At 62.3% G+C, this 16,197-nt stretch carries 14 protein-coding genes; 6 read left to right on the top strand and 8 right to left on the bottom strand.

From position 1 onward, the window contains the following. Positions 1–123: 123 nt before the first annotated feature. The 3 genes from F758_RS50285 to F758_RS0137060 form a co-directional block, all read right to left on the bottom strand. The gene (locus F758_RS50285) at positions 124–276 is read right to left on the bottom strand and encodes a hypothetical protein (protein WP_157450343.1); all 153 of its coding nucleotides are present in this window, start codon (positions 274–276) and stop codon (positions 124–126) included. A 258-nt stretch (positions 277–534) separates the two neighbouring features. Continuing rightward, a complete protein-coding gene (locus F758_RS0137065; RefSeq protein ID WP_024512581.1) occupies positions 535–1,890 on the bottom strand; it encodes a malonyl-CoA decarboxylase in 1,356 nt (451 codons plus the stop codon). Positions 1,891–2,003: 113 nt separating this feature from the next. Beyond that, a complete protein-coding gene (locus tag F758_RS0137060) occupies positions 2,004–2,801 on the bottom strand; it encodes an AraC family transcriptional regulator (RefSeq protein WP_024512580.1) in 798 nt (265 codons plus the stop codon). Between the two features lie 63 nt (positions 2,802–2,864). On the opposite strand from F758_RS0137060, the gene F758_RS0137055 reads away from it, so the two are divergent. Next, positions 2,865–4,043, top strand: coding sequence for an MFS transporter (locus tag F758_RS0137055; protein ID WP_024512579.1), 1,179 nt, complete (start codon positions 2,865–2,867; stop codon positions 4,041–4,043). Between the two features lie 12 nt (positions 4,044–4,055). Here F758_RS0137055 and F758_RS0137050 read toward each other — a convergent pair whose 3' ends face one another. Together F758_RS0137050 and F758_RS0137045 are read right to left on the bottom strand one after the other, a co-directional pair. After that, complete coding sequence (locus tag F758_RS0137050) at positions 4,056–7,214, bottom strand: efflux RND transporter permease subunit (protein WP_024512578.1); 3,159 nt, start codon at positions 7,212–7,214, stop codon at positions 4,056–4,058. Between the two features lie 23 nt (positions 7,215–7,237). Further along, positions 7,238–8,431 carry an efflux RND transporter periplasmic adaptor subunit gene (locus tag F758_RS0137045; protein WP_502689210.1) on the bottom strand — a complete coding sequence of 398 codons (1,194 nt, stop codon included), beginning with the start codon at positions 8,429–8,431 and terminating at the stop codon, positions 7,238–7,240. A 282-nt stretch (positions 8,432–8,713) separates the two neighbouring features. Between F758_RS0137045 and F758_RS0137040 the strand changes: the two genes are divergently transcribed. Continuing rightward, a complete protein-coding gene (locus F758_RS0137040) occupies positions 8,714–9,454 on the top strand; it encodes an ABC transporter substrate-binding protein (protein ID WP_024512576.1) in 741 nt (246 codons plus the stop codon). Positions 9,455–9,687: 233 nt separating this feature from the next. Here F758_RS0137040 and F758_RS0137035 read toward each other — a convergent pair whose 3' ends face one another. Continuing rightward, positions 9,688–10,488 (bottom strand): substrate-binding domain-containing protein, encoded by an 801-nt coding sequence (locus F758_RS0137035; RefSeq protein ID WP_024512575.1) that lies wholly within the window; start codon positions 10,486–10,488, stop codon positions 9,688–9,690. Between the two features lie 225 nt (positions 10,489–10,713). Next, a complete protein-coding gene (locus F758_RS0137030; protein WP_024512574.1) occupies positions 10,714–11,937 on the bottom strand; it encodes a polyhydroxyalkanoate depolymerase in 1,224 nt (407 codons plus the stop codon). Positions 11,938–12,106: 169 nt separating this feature from the next. Here F758_RS0137030 and F758_RS0137025 point away from each other — a divergent pair, with 169 nt between their 5' ends. Next, on the top strand, positions 12,107–12,763 hold the full coding sequence (locus tag F758_RS0137025) for a glutathione S-transferase family protein (RefSeq protein ID WP_024512573.1): 657 nt from the start codon (positions 12,107–12,109) through the stop codon (positions 12,761–12,763). 443 nt (positions 12,764–13,206) lie between these two features. Here the strand turns inward: F758_RS0137025 and F758_RS0137020 are convergent, their stop codons facing one another. Further along, entirely contained in the window at positions 13,207–13,437 is a 231-nt protein-coding gene (locus F758_RS0137020) for a hypothetical protein (protein WP_024512572.1), read from the bottom strand. Between the two features lie 192 nt (positions 13,438–13,629). On the opposite strand from F758_RS0137020, the gene F758_RS0137015 reads away from it, so the two are divergent. The 3 genes from F758_RS0137015 (at position 13,630) to F758_RS0137005 (ending at position 16,112) form a co-directional block, all read left to right on the top strand. Beyond that, positions 13,630–13,974: a hypothetical protein gene (locus tag F758_RS0137015; RefSeq protein WP_245286706.1), complete on the top strand. Its 345-nt coding sequence runs from the start codon at positions 13,630–13,632 to the stop codon at positions 13,972–13,974. A gap of 141 nt (positions 13,975–14,115) precedes the next feature. Then, entirely contained in the window at positions 14,116–14,949 is an 834-nt protein-coding gene (locus F758_RS0137010; protein ID WP_024512570.1) for an AraC family transcriptional regulator, read from the top strand. Positions 14,950–15,185: 236 nt separating this feature from the next. Then, positions 15,186–16,112, top strand: a complete 927-nt coding sequence (locus F758_RS0137005) for an SMP-30/gluconolactonase/LRE family protein (RefSeq protein ID WP_024512569.1) — start codon at positions 15,186–15,188, stop codon at positions 16,110–16,112. The last annotated feature ends 85 nt before the right edge of the window (positions 16,113–16,197 follow it).

The raw sequence follows: 16,197 nt of genomic DNA, 5'->3' as shown, positions 1-16,197 counted from the left end.
TGTCAGTGCGGGCAAATAAGCTAGCAGCATGGCGAATCCTCCAGCACTCGTCTAGGCAGGCGGCTTTCCAAGCTTGCGTTCTTGTGTGACTAATCCCGTGCTGTGACATAGCCGTTCTCGCGACTATTCAATTTCACGAGCCTTGCGCGCAGGCATCAGGCATCTGTTGATAAGATCGTTGTCGTTGGGATTGAGCTGAATTTGCTTTTCCAGGGCGGCAAGGTCTTGGCGCAGAGTTGCGGCGTCCAACATGAAGGCCCCCGACAATGTTTTCATGGTCTTCTCTCGTTTGCCGGGTACAAACGACCCTATTCGGGGCAGCGTTCCTCCTAGCTGCCCGTTTGGGGCATGCAACAATGCATGGAACTTTCTTTGCTGGTAGCTTGCTAAGGAGTGCGCTTCTGCTCCGCAGCTCGCGGTGAAGGCTTAGGAAAGGCGCTGACTCAGCAACCTCTCAGCCGACAGCCAGCCGACGCTGCGGTATGGGATGTGGCTTTTTGCCAGGATGATATGGTGCTTACGAGAGCTGTCGATCTACGACAGCCGCATGTCCAAAAGCCTGCGGCCTTCGTTGTTCTTCAACAGCTTCTTCACCGCGCTCGAGGCGACGACCTCGCCTTCATTGGCATAGGCCTCATGGTTCTTCTCGATGTCGTCGAGGCGATAGAGATAGTTGACCATGACGCCCGCGGATTCGCGCATGCCCTTCGGCGAGAGATCGCCGAGCCAGTTGATCCGCTCCAGCCGCGCGCCGTTACCGAGGTGGAAGCGCGCGACCGAATCGATCAGCTTGCCCTTGGGCGTGCGCGCCTTGAGGAAATAATAGGCCGAGAGCGGCTCTAGCACCGCGCGGAGCTGCGAGGCCAGCTCGGTGTCCTCGAACCAGTTGGGCTCGTCGAGATGCTTGAGCAGCGCGCGGTCCTCATCGGACAGCGGCAGGTCCTTGCCCTGCTTCAGCCACGACATGAAGCCGGGCACCGGCGACAGCGTAACGAAGGTGTCAAGCTTGGGCAATTCGCGGCGCAATTCCTCGACCACCTGCTTGATCAGGAAGTTGCCGAAGGAAATGCCGCCCAGCCCGCGCTGAGTGTTGGAGATCGAATAGAACACCGCGGTACGCGCGCGCTCGATCGGCGCCGGCTGGCGGTTCACCGCCAGGAGCGGAGCGATCGCGGGCGGAATGTTTTCCGTCAGCGCCACCTCGACGAAGATCAAGGGCGCGTCCGCCATGGCGGGATGGAAGAACGCGTAGCAGCGGCGGTCGACAGGATCGATGCGGCGGCGCAGATCATCCCAATCATGTATCTCATGCACTGCTTCGTAGCGGATGATCTGTTCCAGGATATTGGCCGGCGTCGACCAGTCGATCCTGCGCAGCACGAGAAACCCCCTGTTGAACCACGAACCCAAGAGATGGACGATGTCGCGGTCGAGCGACGCCAGATCCTTGTGGCCGTTCAAAAGCGAAAGCAGGTCCGCGCGCATGGCCACCAGATCTTCAGTTCCGCCAGGCGCACGGTTCAGGCGGCGAATCAGTTCCTGGCGTCGCGGCTCGGAGGCGAAATGGAGCAGGCCTCCATTGCCGTCGCCCGGCTCCTTCTGCCAGGCCTCGATAGCCTTGGCGACCCTCTCCCGATCGGGGCCGAAATTGCGCGCCAAAGCCTCGAAGAAGGCGCGCCGCTCAGCGGGGTCAAGGTCGTGATACCGGTCTAGCACCTCGCGCGCCATGGCGGTACCGGAGGCCTCGCCGCGCCCGGACAACAGCGCTTCGCACAGTTCGATCAGGCCGGCGGCGTCTTCCTTGCCGTCCGCCGGTTTGGCGCGCCGCAGCAAGGTGCGCCCGCGCTCGGAAATGGTGAAAAGCAGGTCCCTAAAGAACGCGTTGGCCATCTGTACCGGGTCGAATCCGTGTGGGTCGTCGGAATCTTACATGGATTTAAGCCGAAGTGAGCCACAATCAAGCACAACAATTTGTCACGCCGATCGCCGATTTGCGTCGGCAGTTACTCCTTTTCTGCAAACTCGGTCGGCGTCTTTCCCGTAACCTGCCGGAAGGCATGCGAAAATGCAGGCATGCTGGCATAGCCGAGTTCGGCCGCGAGCTGCTTGATCGACACATTGGCCTCGGTCGAGAGTCGTTCGATGGCTGCGGCAATTCGCGCACGCTGGCACCAGCTCTTGAAGCTGAGCTGCGTCTGCGCCGAAAACAGCCGCGACAGCGTTCGGGCAGAGGTCCCGACCCTCTCGGCCAGCGTTTCGATCTCGTGGGAGCCGGCGGGATCGCCGAGCACGAGTTCGGCCGCGCGCCGGCAGCGCGGCTCCTGGGGCAGCGGGATGTAGGTCGCGGAGTCATCGGCCCGCCGCAGTTCGAGAATGGCGAGCCTGACCAAGAGCGCGGTGCGCTCGCGGTCGCCGCCGTCGAATAGCGCCAGAATCGCCTGGTGCAGCAAGGGCGAGACCCGCACCACGAATTCCCGCTGCAGGCTCTTGCCGCGCGATTCGCGCTGCAGCCAGGCCACGTCGAAATACAGCGTGCGCATCTGGATGTCGGCGAGCACGTCGATCGCGTGCTCCAGCCGGGCAGGGACCCAGACCGCGCGATCGGGCGGCACCAGCCAGCGACCCTTGGGGGTCGTGACCTGCATCGTTCCTTTGGCGGCATAAACAAGCTGCGCCTCGCGGTGCATGTGAGGGTGCAGCCGCACGCCTTTCTCGTAGTGGCGCGCGACCAGATGCACGCCCTCTTCCGCAGCGCGGCGATCGTCGGGGATGGTGTGGATTGGCGTTTCGACGATAGTCATTGGCGGCATCCCGTCACGGCAACAACCTATAACGCATTTTCGGGGAGGAAGAGGATGCGACGGATGAATAATCCAGGACGGGTGATCGGCTTCGTGAATGCCGCTCATTTCATCGACCACTATTCCATGCTGATCTTCGCCGCCGCGGTCATCGTCATGGGGCCGGCACTGGGCATGGCCTATTCGGAACTGTTGCCCTATGCGACGCCGGGTTTCGTCGCATTCGGCGCGGGCTCGCTGTTGACCGGCTGGTTGGGGGACCGCTGGAGCCGCCGTCATATGATAGTGATCTTCTTTATCGGCATCGGTGCCTCGATGATCGCCGTCGGCTTCGTGCAGACGCCATTGCAGCTAGCGGCGGCGCTGCTCGCGATCGGCGTGTTCGCCTCGATTTACCATCCGGTGGGCACCGCGATGATCGTGTCCTACGCCGACAGGCTCGGCCGCGAGATGGGGCTGAACGGCGTCTGGGGCAATCTCGGGGTCGCATCGTCGGCGCTGGTCACCGGCGTGATCGCGCAATATCTCGGCTGGCGCTTTGCCTTTATCATCCCCGGCATCGCCACCATGCTGCTCGGCGCGGCCTTCGCATTGACTGTGGTGCACGAGGACCGGAAAGGCACGAAGCAGGCGGCGGCGCAGGCGCGTGTCGCGAAAGAGGACATGTGGCGGGTGATCGTCGCGCTCCTGATCGTCGTGATTGCGATCTCGACGACATTCAATGCGGTGACCGTCGCGCTGCCAAAACTGTTCGCCGAGCGGCTCGCCGGCCTCACCAGCAGCCCGGCGCTGCTCGGCGTGATCGCGGCCGGCGTCTATGTGTTCGGCGCCATGACGCAATATACCATCGGCCAATTGCTGGACCGCCATTCGCTGAAAACGGTGGCCCTGCCGCTGTCCTTCATGCTGGCGCCGTTCCTCTATCTCGCGGCCAATCTGTCCAACCTGCCGTTGATCCTGGTCTCGATCGGCATGGTGATGGGCGCGTTTGGCCAGGTCACGGTGAACGATGCCATGGTGGGCAAATACACCGCCGAGGAATGGCGCTCGCGCGCCTATGCGGTGCGTTATTTCGTCGGCTTCACCGCGGCCGGCGCGTCCGTCGGCCTCGTCGCCTGGCTCTACCAGCAGGGCGGCTTTGCGACCATGCTGCATGCCTTTGCCGGCCTGTGCCTGCTGGTGATCGCGGCCGCGCTCATCCTGCCGCACGAGATCAGGACAAAGGCGGCCGATGCCGCGTGAGGCCGCAGCATTTCAGACTTCGGCCTGTGGCGCGCTTGTCGCCGCCGGCACCACCTTCTTTCGCGCACCGCGCCAATTCTCGAACCGTTGCACCACGACGAAGAAGGCCGGAACGAACAGCACGGCAAGGCAGGTCGAGGCCAGCATGCCCGAGAACACGGTGATGCCGATTGACTTGCGCGCACTGGCGCCGGCGCCGGTCGCCAGCACGAGCGGTACGACGCCGAGGATGAAGGCGAACGAGGTCATCAGGATCGGGCGGAATCGCGCGCGCGCCGCGCCAATGGCGGATTCGATCAGCGACCTGCCTTCGCGGTGCAGCTCGACCGCGACCTCGACGATCAGGATCGCATTCTTGGCCGAGAGCGCGATCAAGAGGATCAGGCCGATCTGGACGTAGAGATTATTGTCGATCTTCACGGCTTGAAGGACGATCATCGGCCCGAGCAGCGACAGCGGCACGGCCAGGATCACCGAGAGCGGCGTGTACCAGCTCTCATATTGTCCGGCGAGCACGAGATAGACGAGCAGCATCGCAAGGCCGAAGGTGTAGTAGATCTGGTTGCTGACGGCCTTCTCCTGGTAGGACATCGCCGTCCAGTCATAGCCGGTGCCGGGCGGCAAGGTCTTGGCCGCGATCTGCTCCATCAAGCTCAACGACTGGCCGGAGCTGTAGCCCTGCGCCGGGATGCCCACGATCGTCGAGGAGGGATAGAGATTGTACAGGCTGATCAGGGAAGGGCCGACGGACGGCGTGATCTTGGCGACCGTGCCGATCGGGACCATGTCGCCGTTTTGGTTGCGCACCATCATGTTCTCGATATCGCGTTGGGTCAGGCGGGATTGCGCCTCCGCTTGCGTATAGACCTGGAACACGCGGCCGAATTTATTGAACTGGTTGACGAAGGAGGAGCCGAGATAGGTCGAGAGCGCGGAGAACACCTGGTCGGTGGTGACATGCAGCGTCTGAGTCTTGATGCGATCGATCTCGACGTCGAACTGCGGCACGTTGGCACGGAAGGGTGATTGAACGCGCTGCAATGCGCTTTGGCTCTGCGCGTTCTCCACCATGGCATTGGTGATCGCCTGCAGCTTGGCGTAATCGTTGTTGCCGTCGCGCAGTTCGACCTGCATGGCAAAGCCGGCGGCATTGCCGATGCCCTGAATGGGCGGCGGCGGCAACACCAGCGTGCGCGCCTCCATGATCGTCGCAAGCTTGTCGTTCAGCCCGTAGACCAGCGAGCGCAGATCCTCGCCCGGGCCACGGGAGGCCCAGTCCTTCAGGACGATGTAGGCGACGCCCGCATTGGCAAGGCTCGCGCTGTTGTCGAGCGCCGAGATGCCGGCGATCGTGGTGACCTGCGCGACGCCCGGCGTCTTGCCGGCGATATCGGCAACCTTCTCCAGAACATTCTGGGTCCGGTCGAGCGCAGCCCCATCAGGCAATTGGACCGCGGCGATCAGATAGCCCTGATCTTCGATGGGCAAGAAGCCTGTCGGCACGCGGGCGAGACCATAGAAGCCGATGCCGATGAGGATCAGCGCGATGATGACGGAGAGGCCGGCATGCCGGGCGATACCGCCGATCAGCGCGGCATAGCGCCTCTCCAGCCGGCCATAGACATTGTTGAAGCCGCGATAGAACCAGTTGCGGCGTTCCATCGGGACGGCGGGTCGCAGCCACAGCGCACATTGCGTCGGCTTCAGCGTCGCGGCATTGATCGCACTGAGCAGCGCGGTGGCCGCGATCACCAGCGCGAATTGCGCGTAGATGCGCCCCGTGAGGCCCGGCAGAAATGACGCGGGCAGGAACACGGAAATCAGCACCAGCGTGATGCCGACGATCGGTGCGAAGAGCTGGTCCATCGCCCTGATCGCGGCGTCGTGGCCGTTCATGCCCTGCTCAATATTGTGGGCGGCGCCCTCGACTACGACGATGGCGTCGTCGACCACGATGCCGATGGCGAGCACGATGGCAAACAGCGTCGAGAGATTGATGGTGAAGCCGAGTGCTGCCATCGCGGCAAAGGCGCCGATGATGGTGACCGGCACCGTAGTCGCAGGTACCAGCATGGCGCGCCAGTCCTGCAGGAACAGCAGGATCACGACCAACACCAGCAGGCCGGCTTCAATGAGCGTCTTGTAGACCTCGTGAACCGACGCGGAGACGAATTTGGTGGTATCGAAGGGCGTGTCGTATTTGATCCCCGGCGGGAAGGCGCGCGCAAGTTCAGCCATCTTCTTCTCGACCGCCTGCTCGACCTGCAGCGCATTGGCGCCGGGCGACTGGAACACGCCGATGCCGGTAGCGGGCTGGTTATTGAGCGAGAAGATCTGGCTGTAGGTCTGCGCACCGAGCTCGACCCAGCCGACATCGCGCACCCGCGTCACGTCGCCATTGCTGCCGGTCTTGACGATGATGTTCTCGAACTGGCTGGCGTCATCGAGCCTGCCGTTGACGTTGAGGGTGTATTGAAAGGCCTGGCCCGGCGGCGTCGGCGGGCTGCCGATCTGGCCGGCGGAGACCTGCTGGCTCTGCTGCTGGATCGCCTGGATCACGTCCTGCGGCACCAGATCGCGCGCCTGCAGCTTGTTGGGATCGAGCCAGACCCGCATGGAATACTGGCCGGCGCCGAACACCGTGACATTGCCGACGCCGGGCAGGCGCGACAGCTCGTCCCGCAGATTGATGGTCGCGTAGTTGCTGAGGAACAGGCTGTCGTATGTCTTGTCGGGCGAGGTCAGCGTGACGAACAGAAGGATCGAGGTCGATCGTTTCTGCACCGTGACGCCCTGATTCTGCACCGCCTGCGGCAATTGCGACAAGGCGCTCGAGACGCGGTTCTGAACCAGCACCTGCGCGAAGTTCAGATCGGTGCCGATCTTGAAAGTGACCGTGAGCGTATAGGTGCCGTCGGCGCCATTATAGGACTGCATATAGAGCATGTCCTCGACGCCATTGACCTGCTGCTCGATTGGCAGCGCCACCGTATCGACGACGGTCTTGGCGCTGGCGCCGGGATAGCGCGTCGTGACCTGCACGGTCGGCGGCACCACGTCCGGATATTGCGCAATCGGAAGATTGAGCAGGGCCACCGCGCCGACCAGGATCATCAACAATGCGATGACGTTGGAAAGGACCGGCCGCTCGATGAAGAATTTGGAGATCATGGCCCGCTCCAGTTGAGGGACGCTTATTTGGCCGCTGCTTGAGGCTCGATGATCTTCTGCGGCTGCGGATCGACCTTCTGTCCAGGAATGACCCTGAGCAGGCCCGCGATCACGATACGGTCCTCTGGCTTCAGGCCGGTTTCGATCACGCGCAGCCCGTTGTCGAGCGGCCCTGTCGTCACCTTGCGCTGCTCGATCGTGTTGTCGCCGGTCACCACGAGCAGATAGCGGCCGCTCTGGTCGCTGCCGAGCGCGGTGTCGGGAACGAGCAGGGCATTGTCCTGCTTCTCGACGGGAACGCGGACGCGGACGAAGAGGCCGGGCAGCAGCACGCGATCCCCATTGGGTATGATGCCGCGAACGGCGAGCGTTCCGGTCGATTGATTGACGGTTGGCGCCACGTAGTCGAGCTTGCCGGCGTGCGGATAGCCTTGCTCGGTCTGCAAGCCGACCTCGACCGGCGTTTGCTTGATATCGGCCGACGTCAGCCCCCTGCGCCTGGCTTCCGCGCGGATGCGCAGCACGTCCTGCTCGTTGACCGTGAAATTCACATAGATTGGATCCTGCGCGACGATGGTCGCAAGCTGTGTCGGGGAAGAGACGCCCACGAGCTCGCCGACCGAGACGAGATGCGCGCTGACGACGCCGTCAAAGGGAGCTGCGACCTTGGTATAGCCGTAATTGACCTCGGCGATCCTGGTATTGGCTTGCGCCTGCTGCAGATTGGCCCGCGCGTTGTCGCGGTTGGCGGTGGAAGTGTCGAGGGTGGCCTGCGACACCGCCTGGCGCGCGACCAGATCGCTCTGCCGCTGAAAATCGAGCTCCGCCTGCTTCAGCGTGGCCTGCGCGCCGGCTTGCGCCGCCTGCGCCTGATCGAGCTTGAGCTTGTAGGTCTCCGGCTCGATGGTGAAAAGCGTCGTACCTTCCTTGACGAAGGCGCCGTCGGTGTAGTCGATCGATTGCAGGAAGCCCTGCACCCGTGCCACCAGGTCGACCTGCTTGACCGGCGCGGTATTACCGGTAGCCTCGAGATAGCGGGTGATCGGGCGCTGCACGGGAAGGGCGACATCCACCTTGGGCGGCGGAGGCGGCACGAACGTGTTCTGCTCACAGCCCGCAAGTGCGATCAACGCCAGGAAGACGGCCGCCGCGTGGGTAAGCTGCTTGCGGTGAACGAGCGTGGGGTGAAGCGGACGCGCAGGCTTCATGGCAGTCACCATCCGTTGAACGCCCTGCGAGCAGACCTCTCGTTACACTTCAATAGCAACATTCCGTATTGAGTAAAACCCGAAACCGGACGACACTGTTACGCTCTCGCGTTGCGGCGCAAAATGCCACGATATAGTGATGACATTTCAGAATCCGCTCGAGAAAATCCATTTGTCGAGACCTTCGGCAATGTACCAGGATGCTTGGAGCCGGACCCGCCTTGGTAGGGAAGGACATCCATGCTCAATCGTTTCTTGCCGCGCCTGGCGATTGCCTTGGGAGTGATCATCATGACGATGCCTACACTTGCCGCAGGGCTTGAGGACGAGATTGCGCCGACCGGGAAGCTGCGGGTGGCGATCGCGATCAGCCCGGCGGGGGGTGCGTTCTGGAGCACAAAGACCGCGACGGGCTATGCGGGGGTCCCCGTCGATCTCGGCAAGGCGATGGCGGCGCAGCTAGGCCTGCCCGTGGAATATGTCGTGCACCAGAATTCCGGACAAATTACGGATGCGGCCGGCAAAGGCACCTGGGATGTCGCTTTCCTTCCGAAGGATGCGGAGCGCGAGCGCAAGATGTCGTTTGGGCCGATCTATGAGGTTGCGGACGCGACCTACATCGTCAAGCCCGGTTCGGCCGTCACCAATTTTGCGACGCTCGATCGGCCCGGCGTCAGGGTCGCCGCCGTCAACAACACCACGACCATGCGCGGCGCGCAGGCGCATCTGAAGAACGCCGAGGTCATCGGCTATCAGACCTATGACGAGATCTTCAATCTGCTGAAGAACGGTGAGGTTGACGCCTTCGCGCTCTCCCGCGACCAGCTCAATGCCATGGCAAAAAAGATTCCGGGCAGCAAGGTGCTGGACGAGACATTCAAGAAGACCGTGACCGCGGTCGCGGTGCCGCTCGGCCATCCGCAGTCGCTTGCTTTCGTGACGAAGTTCATGACGGACGCGAGAACGAATGGCGTGCTGCGGCGGGCGTATGACAATAATGGCCTGAAGAATACCCCGATCCGGACTGAGTAAAGCGGCTAGCTCTGCTCTCAATCGCCATCCCCGCGCCAACGGCTTCGCCGTTTGTCGCTGGAGGNGCGAGCCACGGGGCCCGCGCGAAGCGCGGCCCGATGACAGGCTCCGCGAGCCTCGAAGGATGAACGGCCCGGGTGGAGCAGCGGGGCCGCCGCCCTCCGAGGCTCGCTTTCGCGAGCACTTCAGGGTGGCGGTGATAGTTGCGGGTGCGCGCCGGGATGACCTCACGCTCAATTCGTCGTCCCCGTCGGGATCGGGTCCAGGCCGCTCTCGACGATCTCTTCCTTTGCGACCGGCGATGTCGTCAGGAACTTGATCAGCGCCTTGCCGGCCTCGGGCTCCTTCGCACCCGTGGCGATGCCAGCCGAGAACACGGTGATCTTCTGCAATTCCGCCGGCAGCGGGCCGACGATGTCGATGCCCTTCACCGGCTTCAGCTCGCTGATCTGCTGAAAGCCGAGTTCGGCCTCGCCTTTGGCGACGATCTCGCCGACCGGCGTGGCGGGGATCATTCGGGCCTTGTCCTTCATCTGGTCGGCGATGCCGAGCTTGCCGAACATCTCGGTCGAGATGTAGACGCCGCTGGCGCTATCGGAATAAGCAACCGATTTGGCCGCAAGCAACGCGCGCTTCACCGCATCGGCCGAACTGATGTCCGGTTTCGATGCGCCCGCCTTCACCGCGATCCCGATCGGGGATTTGACCAGATCGACGCGGCTGGCCTCGATCACCTTGCCCTTCTTGATGAGGTCGCCGAGCGCATAGCCGACCATGATCAACACGTCCGCCGGCTCGCCGCGCTCGAGCCGCACGGGAATGGCATTGATGGTGGTCCCCATCGACGGACCATAGGCCACCAGAACCTTGTTGCCCGTCTGCCGCTCGAACTCGGGCACCAGGGCGTTAAAGGCGGCCGTCAGTCCGCCGGAAATCATGACCCGAACCTCGGCCGCGGTCGCCGCGCCCGTGAACAGCAGCAGGACCGCCAAGCCGGCAAACAAGCTGCGGAATTCGGCGGATCGCGGTCTCATGGTCGTTTCTCCCGAGCATACGTATTGTGCGCTCCTCTTATCTTGTACGAGCGTACAAAGCAAACGGGAGGGGTGGGTCAAGACGCAATGAAATCGAAATCCTAGCGGCTCGGCGGGGGGTTTCAGTAGCAACGCGGACCGATCCGCAATCTCGAAACGGAGTGGGACTCGTTCCTCCAGATTCCGGGGTCGCTCGCTCTCGCGGGCGCCCCGGAGCGACGGAAGTCACGAATTGACGTGCACGAAATCGCGCAAGAGCGGATAGATCTCATTGTTCCACTTCTTGCCGCTGAAGACGCCATAATGACCGACACCGGCCTGCATGTGATGCACGCGGCGATAGGCACGCACATTGGTGCAGAGCTCCTGCGCCGCCAGCGTCTGGCCGATGGAGCAGATGTCGTCGCGCTCGCCTTCGACCGTCATCAGCCCCATCCGCCGGATCGCCGCCGGGTCCACGGTGCGGCCGCGAAATTTCATCTTGCCCAGCGGCAACAAATGGTCCTGAAACACGTCGCGCACAGTCTCGATGTAGAACTCCGCGGTCAAATCCATCACCGCGAAATATTCATCGTAGAAAGTCTTGATGAGGTCGGCCTTTTCCTTCTCGCCCTTCATGAGGTGGTTGTGCAGGTCCATGTGCTGCTTGATGTGGCGTTCGAGATTCATGGAGACGAAAGCCGCGAGCTGCACGAATCCGGGATAAACTTTCCGGAATGCGCCTTTGCATTGAACCGGAACGTAGTTGATCAGATGGGTCTCGAACCACTTCAGCGGCCGGCTTTTCGCGAATTCATTGACTTTGGTCGGCTGGATTCGCGTGTCGATCGGCCCTGCCATCAAGGTCAGCGTCGCGGGGCGGGACGGGTGGTTGTCCTCGCACATGATGGCCGCGGCGGCGAGCGCCGACACCGAGGGCTGGCAGATCGCGACCATGTGCGGGCGTGGCCCCAATTGACCGAGGAAGCGGATCAGGTGGTCGGTGTAATCGTCAAGGCCGAAGCGGCCGTGCTGAAGCGGGATGTCGCGCGGGTTATGCCAGTCGGTGATGTAGACGTCGTGATCCTGCAGCAGCGTTTTCACCGTGCCGCGCAGCAGCGTGGCGAAATGGCCCGACATGGGCGCGACCAGCAGCATGCGCGGCTGTTCGGGCCCATCGTCCTTCTTGAAGTGCAGCAGCGAGCCGAAGGGCGTCGCGTAAATGACCTCTTCGGTGATCTTGAATTCGCGGTTTCCCACCTGAACGCTGTGGATGCCGTAAGGTGGGCGTGTATAGGTCAGCTTGGCTCGTGTGATCAGCTCGAGTGCAGCAGCCAAGCGACCGGCCACTTTGTCTGACATTGTCTGCGGAACGAGGTTGAGAAATTTGAGCGCGGACGCAGCTCCCGCCCGCCATGGCTCAGTCAGGTCCATCTGGTTCTGGAAGGCCTGATACAGCATCGACATCATTACATCCGCCCTTGCCCGTATCGACATGCAATATCGAAGCCAAGGCGGGGGTCAGATAGCTCAGGAATTGGCACGTCGCTTGCTGCGTAATTCGCGGAAAAGCATGGGCAATTGGGGGCGCGACCGGGCTCTGCGCTTGCAGGGTGCCGAGAGGCGTGAGGTAGGCCATATGGCGAAGGCGACACTGACCATCAGCAGCAAGAATTACTCCTCCTGGTCGCTGCGCGGCTGGCTGCTCGCCAAGTTCTCCGGGCTGCAGTTCGAGGAAATCGTCGTCGCGCCGGAGGATCCGTCGGCGCGGGCTGAAATCCTGTTGTTGTCGCCGACCATCCTGGTGCCGTGCCTGCGCCATGAGGGGGCGACCATATGGGATACGCTTGCGATCGGCGAATACCTCAACGAGATCATGCCGCAGGCGCAGCTCTTGCCCGCCGACCGGATCGAGCGCGCGCATTGTCGCTCGATCTGCGGCGAGATTCATTCCGGCTTCGCTACGCTGCGCGCATCGCTGCCCGTCAATCTGAAAGGTCATTTCCCGGGCTTTAAGATCTGGACTCGCGCGCAAGCCGACATCGACCGGGTCTGCATCATCTGGAATGAGTGTCTGGAGAAGTCCGGCGGACCGTATCTGTTCGGCGCGCAACGGACCATGGCGGACGCCATGTATGCGCCGGTGGTGACGCGCTTTCGAACCTATGACGTCAAGCTGCCGCCGCCGCTTGAGGCCTATGCCGAGGTGATCATGTCCATGCCGGAGATGGTCGAATGGATCGCGGCGGCGAAAGCCGAGCCCGCCGAGATCGAAGAACTAGAGGTCGAATATTAGTCAACCGCCCGTCGTGGCCGCCTAAAGGCTCAGGTAGTAGGCAGGTTGCACAATTTCATATCAGCGCATTCCGTCGGCCGGCGCATCGGCCGCCCCGATTAACCTTTGTCAGTCGCTGGCCCTCATTGTCGCGTGGTGAGGTGTCTGGATATGGTGCGCCGCGTCGAGGCGGTGCCGATATCTAGCCGTGAACAAACTGCTGACCCGGCGCAAGCGCTGATTCGGACGCTGTTCGTTCGCCCCGCGTTCAAGACGTTAAGAAGGCCTCTGCCTTACGTCGCATTTTGAGACAGATGGGGCGCACCAAGGACTTACCGCGCCGTCCGAGACGGCGCGGTCGAGTTGGCCTATGGCGATTCCTGCGATCGGCATCCGTAGGTTCTTGCTGGCCCTATCACGATGCTCAATCTTCGATCCAAGCCGCATTTGCGGCAGGACGACGCTTAACGAAACGACTTATGGCCATTGGCGAATTTCGGCAGGCGCCACCCGATTACGGTTGCTTCGAGTGCACCGCCGGATTCGTGGTTACGCCACTGGCCGTCGAGATAATAACAGGGAAACGGTAGCTGATAGGTCCCGCTTTGGTCTTCGCACAGCACCTGGACCGGCAAGCCCGGTGGCGGTTCGCCCGCGCCATCGAATTCAGCCAGTCGTCGCTCGCGTGTTGCCATGTCATCTTCCCCGCTTTCAGCGGCGCGGACGCGCCGTTCGTGGATCCCCGCCCGCTTGATGCACCCAGCCTCCGCAAATCAAGAGCGCCGGAATGAGGTATCAGTGTGGTATGCGTGGCCGAGCTCTCAAAGCAATTTGACGTGATGCCAGGTGAGGGTTCGATGAAGGTAAATTTTGTCATTGCCACATGCATGGCGGCCGCCATGTTGCTGCCGGTTTCGGTGGAACTTCGCGCCCAGGATATTCCGGGCATCGAGATCTGCACGGTCGAAAAGGCTATGGAGCGGCGAACGAGCTGCCTGCAGAGCAATATCGATTTCCTGCAGAAGACGATCACAAAGCTTTCCGCCGATCACCAACGGAAGCTGGATGCGGCTAATCGTCAGATTGAAAGTTTGAAGGCAACGGTTGCGGGCCTCGAGAAGATCGTGGCTGACCTGCAGACTGCGCAAAAGCAGATGGCCGAGGACGTCAAGAAGAAGGTTGATGCGCCGGCGACGAAGGAGACGGCGCCTGTGAAGGATGGCACGAAGTAATCGCATCCGCCGTCGTTCCGGGTTCGCGGCCGATACGCCGCCCCGGAATGACGTTCGACGATGGGAAAGCGCAACCACGATCAAGCGCGCCGCTTGCACCCTGCGCATCGTGGAGGTGCTTCGAATGAGGGTCGTTAATCCATGAATCCCGCGCAAAAGGCGCTTTGGTATATCGAAAGCCACCTCTCAGCGCCGCTGACGCTGGAGGAGATTGCTTCCGTGGCGGGGGTCTCGCGCTTCCACATGGTGCGGGCGTTTGCCGCGGCGACCGGCTTTTCGGTGATGCGTTATGTGCGTGCCAGACGCCTCAGCGAGGCGGCGCGTGCGCTCGCCCGCGGCGCGCCTGACATTCTCACGCTCGCGCTGGACGCGGACTACGGCTCTCACGAAGCGTTCACCCGCGCGTTCCGCGACCATTTCGGTGTGACGCCGGAAGCGGTCAGAGCGGCGACGTGCCTCGATCATCTCAACCTTCAGGAGCCGATCCTCATGGATTCCACCGCGCTCGACACGCTCGCCCCGCCGCGCTTTGAAACAGCCAAGGCCTTTCTCGTTGCCGGTGTCGGCGGCCGCTTCACCCACGAAAATGGCGCCGGCATTCCGCTGTTGTGGCAACGCTATCACGCCGAGGTCGAGGACATCCCCAACCGGATAGGGCAGGTCGCCTACGGCGTCTGCTGTAATGGCGACGATGCCGGGAATTTCGATTATATCGCCGGCGCCGAAGTGGCCGACTTTTCCGACCTGCCGCGCGCGTTCAGCCGCGTACGGATCCCCGAGCATAAATACGCCGTGTTCACCCACTGCGACCATGTCGCCTCGGTCCGCCGCACGTTCAACACCATCTGGAATCAATGGCTGCCACAGTCGGGCTTCAAGATTGCGGATGCGCCTGTCTTCGAGCGCTATGACGAGAAATTCGATCCATCGACCGGAAATGGCGGCTTCGAGATCTGGCTTCCGATCGAGGCCTAACAGGGCGCTTTTGCGTGAACTCTGACGCGGACTTGATCCGGGGCGAGCAGCGGTTCGCGTCAAGAAAACGTCCCAGACCTCAAGCCGCGCTGCAGCACTGCCGTGCGCCGATCGTGGGCCGCGCTTGCTTGGCAAGCGCCGATGACTTTGCCATAACGTTGCGCAACAAATGTTGCGCGTGCGGGATCAAGCTTTGGAATCCGCCTGCAGCTCAAACATCAAGCGGGAGGTTTCCGATGTCGAATATCCGTGTCCTCGCCACCGATCTCGAATTTCCGGAAGGGCCGGTGGCGATGCCGGACGGCAGCGTGCTGCTCGTTGAAATCCGCGGCCAAAGGTTGACTAGGGTCTGGCCGGACGGGCGCAAGGAGATAGTTGCGAAGATTCCCGGCGGCCCCAATGGCGCGGCGATCGGGCCCGACGGCAAGTGCTACATCTGCAACAATGGCGGCTTCTCCTGGATTCCGACCCGCAACACCATCATGCCGGGGCCGCAGCCGAACGATTATATCGGCGGTTCGATCCAGCGCGTGGACCTGCAGAGCGGCACGGTCGAGACAGTCGTCGACAAATGCGGCGAGCATCCATTGCGAGGGCCGAACGACCTGGTGTTCGACAGGCATGGCGGCCTGTGGTTCTCCGATCTCGGCAAGCGACGCGCGCGCGAGATGGATGTCGGGGCGTTCTATTACATCAGGCCCGGCATGAAAGAGATCGTCGAAGGCGTGTTCGGCATGCTGCCGGCCAACGGCATCGGCCTGTCGCCGGATGAGAACACCGTCTACATCGCGGAGACGCCGACGGCGCGGCTGTGGGCCTATGATCTGTCGGAACCGGGCACGGTTCGCCCGCGCGATGTCATTTATCGTGGTGAGCGGGGCAAACCGATCGCGGGACTCGGCGGCTACCAGATGTTCGACTCGCTCGCGGTGGAAGCGAGCGGCAATGTCTGCGTCGCCACCCTGGTGTCGGGCTGCATTTCAGTGATCGCGCCCGACGGGACATTGGTCGAGCAGGTGCCGACCGGTGATCGCGTGACGACGAATATCTGCTTCGGTGGGCCGGAGCTGAAGACCGCCTACATCACGCTCTCAGGCAAGGGCGAGCTGATCGCGATGGACTGGCCGCGTCCCGGACTGCCGCTCAATTTTTTGAATAAGTGAAGCACATCTTCGAAAGCGACGACGCGTCAGATCGTTTGCCGCCGTCATTCCGGGGCGATGCGAAGCATCGAACCCGGAATCTCGA

Origin of the sequence: Bradyrhizobium sp. ARR65 (genome assembly GCF_000472385.1) — a bacterium.
GTDB lineage: Bacteria > Pseudomonadota > Alphaproteobacteria > Rhizobiales > Xanthobacteraceae > Bradyrhizobium.
Note: the sequence above shows the minus strand (reverse complement) of the source record. Positions and strands in the feature narration are given on the sequence as shown.

Coding starts and splice junctions, on each gene's coding strand:
- F758_RS50285 (WP_157450343.1), bottom strand. CDS start 276: ATGAAAACATTGTCGGGGGCCTTCATGTTGGACGCCGCAACTCTGCGC.
- F758_RS0137065 (WP_024512581.1), bottom strand. CDS start 1,890: ATGGCCAACGCGTTCTTTAGGGACCTGCTTTTCACCATTTCCGAGCGC.
- F758_RS0137060 (WP_024512580.1), bottom strand. CDS start 2,801: ATGACTATCGTCGAAACGCCAATCCACACCATCCCCGACGATCGCCGC.
- F758_RS0137055 (WP_024512579.1), top strand. CDS start 2,865: ATGAATAATCCAGGACGGGTGATCGGCTTCGTGAATGCCGCTCATTTC.
- F758_RS0137050 (WP_024512578.1), bottom strand. CDS start 7,214: ATGATCTCCAAATTCTTCATCGAGCGGCCGGTCCTTTCCAACGTCATC.
- F758_RS0137040 (WP_024512576.1), top strand. CDS start 8,714: ATGACGATGCCTACACTTGCCGCAGGGCTTGAGGACGAGATTGCGCCG.
- F758_RS0137035 (WP_024512575.1), bottom strand. CDS start 10,488: ATGAGACCGCGATCCGCCGAATTCCGCAGCTTGTTTGCCGGCTTGGCG.
- F758_RS0137030 (WP_024512574.1), bottom strand. CDS start 11,937: ATGATGTCGATGCTGTATCAGGCCTTCCAGAACCAGATGGACCTGACT.
- F758_RS0137025 (WP_024512573.1), top strand. CDS start 12,107: ATGGCGAAGGCGACACTGACCATCAGCAGCAAGAATTACTCCTCCTGG.
- F758_RS0137020 (WP_024512572.1), bottom strand. CDS start 13,437: ATGGCAACACGCGAGCGACGACTGGCTGAATTCGATGGCGCGGGCGAA.
- F758_RS0137015 (WP_245286706.1), top strand. CDS start 13,630: ATGGCGGCCGCCATGTTGCTGCCGGTTTCGGTGGAACTTCGCGCCCAG.
- F758_RS0137010 (WP_024512570.1), top strand. CDS start 14,116: ATGAATCCCGCGCAAAAGGCGCTTTGGTATATCGAAAGCCACCTCTCA.
- F758_RS0137005 (WP_024512569.1), top strand. CDS start 15,186: ATGTCGAATATCCGTGTCCTCGCCACCGATCTCGAATTTCCGGAAGGG.